The organism is Ideonella sp. B508-1 (assembly GCF_000333615.1).
Taxonomy (GTDB): Bacteria; Pseudomonadota; Gammaproteobacteria; order Burkholderiales; family Burkholderiaceae_C; genus Ideonella.
This window is the reverse complement of sequence record NZ_BADL01000395.1, coordinates 1-2,651: the sequence shown is the minus strand read 5'-3', so window position 1 is coordinate 2,651 and position 2,651 is coordinate 1. Positions and strand designations below refer to the sequence as shown.

General features: G+C 69.0%; 2 protein-coding genes and 1 pseudogene. All 3 read right to left on the bottom strand.

The genetic code is table 11. The features are described from left to right. Window positions 1–379 (bottom strand): annotated as a pseudogene (locus I73_RS16395) (hypothetical protein); the annotation flags it as partial. Between the two features lie 193 nt (window positions 380–572). Further along, entirely contained in the window at window positions 573–1,775 is a 1,203-nt protein-coding gene (locus tag I73_RS16390) for a cytochrome P450 (RefSeq protein WP_022981611.1), read from the bottom strand. A gap of 23 nt (window positions 1,776–1,798) precedes the next feature. Then, entirely contained in the window at window positions 1,799–2,536 is a 738-nt protein-coding gene (locus I73_RS28460) for a 2-oxo acid dehydrogenase subunit E2 (RefSeq protein ID WP_022981610.1), read from the bottom strand. Window positions 2,537–2,651 lie beyond the last annotated feature (115 nt).

Sequence of the window (2,651 nt, the reverse complement as noted above, 5' to 3'; positions counted from 1 at the left end):
CGAAACCGATCTTCCCGGCCAGCATGCGACGGCGCGCCTCGGCCAGCGTGCCGGCATTCGTCCCGGGCGGCGCACCCAGCCAGAGACCGCACTCCTCGAAGCACTCCCGCAAGGCCGCGACGGCATGGCCCATGACGGTCTCCGCGGCCAGGCCTGGTGTCCGCACCCGCAAGGCCAGCGATGCCGCCCCCTCGGTACAGCGCGCATGCGCGGCCGCTGAACAGTCCGCATCGTCCAGCGCGCCGCCCGGAAACACGTAGGAGCCCGGCATGAAGCTGGCCGACAGCGAGCGCCGGACCATCAGCAGCTCGAGGCCGGAGGGCCCGTCGCGGACGATCAGCGTGGTGGAGGCGCGACGCGCGACGGTGAAGCGGGACATTCAGCGTTCCTATATTGGAACCATGCGCAAATTCAAGAGGGCCTGGCCCCTCGCAGCATCCCTGGCGCAGGCCACGAATGGCGGGCGGACGCGACAGGCTCGCGTGCGATTCAGCGCTTCAGCGCATCGGGGAGAGCTCCCCGCGGGCGACGAGCCACGCCATGCAGGAGCCCCGAGGCGATCCGCCCTGCGATCAGGCGACGCTCCAGCTCAGCGGAAGAGCGAGGATGCCGTTGACCTGGCCCGAACTCGTGACCGCGCGCTTTCCGGGCGTGATCTCGAACTCGGGGATGCGCCTCAGCCACTCCTCGAGGAAGACCCGCAGCTCCATGCGCGCCAGGCCGGCACCCGGGCATCGATGCGGGCCGTCGCCGAAGGCGGCATGGCGCGAAGATGGCCGGCCCAGGTCCACGGTCAGCGGCTCGGGATAGCGCCGCTCGTCCAGTCCGTGCAGGGTCTTGGAAAGAATGATCTGCTCACCCGCCTTGAAGGACACACCCTTGTACTCGAAGTCATGCGTGATGACGCGCGCGGTGTTGGGCACCCCGAAGCGGCGCAGGAACTCCTCAATGGCACCGGGGATCAGCGTCGGATCCGCCGCCAGCGTGCGCCGCAGCGCCGGCGTCTGCGCCAGGTAGCGGGCGGCGAAGCCCATGCTCGCCGCAACCGTGTCCAGGCCGCCGAAGATCACGTTGATCATCATCCCGAAGGTCTCTTCCGGCGTGTACTCGCGGCCGGCGACCCGGGCGTTGACCATGGCGCTGATCAGGTCGGACTCCGGGTGCTGGCGCCGGGCGACGATCCACTTGCCGATGTACTGCTGCAGTTGCTGCGCCGCCCAGTTGCGGCGCTCGGCATTGCCGCGAACCGAGGCTTCGGTCATCTCGAGCAGCAGATCCCTGTCCTCGAGCGGCAGATTGACCAGACGCAGGAACACGACGATGGGGAGCCGCTTGGCGAACGCATCGACGAAATCGCACTCGCCGCGCGCGATCACCTTGTCGATCAGCTCGATCGCCAATTCGCGGACACTGCCCTCCAGGTCGTGCACCGGGCGCGGCCCGAACTTGGGCGACAGCAGCGCCCGAAACGGCGTGTGCTCCGGCGGGTCCATTTCCAGCGGCACGACACGGAAGGTCTGGGCCTGACGCGGGATCGTGACGGAAGACATCGAGAAGCGCGTGTGGTCCTGCTGCATGAGGTCGATGTCGTCCGCGCGGGTGGCGATCCAGTGTCCGCCGTAGTGCGGCGTCCAGAGGATGTCCGCCAGGCCGGGCCGGTGGAGCGCGCTCCACGCACGGTGCACGTCGTCATCGTGCCCCTCGGGGGCGAGGTAGTCGAAGTCGACGACGCGATCGGGGGCGACGTGCTGCGGACGTTCGGCGAGTGCATGCATCGGAAAGGGTCCTCGTGAAACGGTCAAACGAATGCCTGCGGCGTCGCGAGGCTCGCGTCGAGATGACGCAGGAAGCGCGCGGCGTCCGCGCCATTGATGACGCGGTGGTCGTAGCTGAGCGAGAGCGGCGCCTTCAGGCGCCATTCGACGGCATCGCCCGCGCCGCGCACGGCCTTCCACTCGGCGCGCGTGATGCCGAGGATGGCCACCTCGGGAGCGTTGACGATCGGCGTGAAGCCGGTGCCGCCGATCCCGCCGAGGGAGCTGATCGTCATGCAGCCGCCCTCCATGTCGGTCATCGGCAGGCCACGCCCCCGCGCCTTGTCGGACAGCGCCGAGATGTCGCTGGCGATCTGCGCCAGCGGCTTGCTGTCGCAGTCGCGAACGACGCCGACGACCAGGCCGCGCGGCGTGTCGATCGCAATGCCGATGTTGAAGTACTTCTTCAGCACCAGTTCGCGGCCACCGGCGTCCAGCGACGCGTTGAACTGCGGGAACGCCTTCAGGCCGGAGACCAGCGCCTTCGCGAAGAACGCAAGCGCGCTGGGCTTGGGGGCCATCGTCGCACGCAGGGCCTCGAGGGCCGTGATGTCCGCGTCATCGTTGTGCGTGACGTGCGGGATGGTGACCCAGTTACGGGTCAGGAATCCGGCCGTCAGGGACTGCACGCGCGACAGCGGTCGACGCTCCACCTCGCCGAAGGCGGAGAAGTCGATGTCCGGCCAGGGCGGCAGCGGGGCGGCGTCGGAGGGCGCGGCCATGCCGTCAGCCGATCTCGGCCAGCACCGCGCCGACTTCGTAGACCACGCCGGTCTGCGCGAGGATCTTCAGCGTGCCGGACGCCGGCGACTCGACCTCCTGGACGGATTTGTCGCT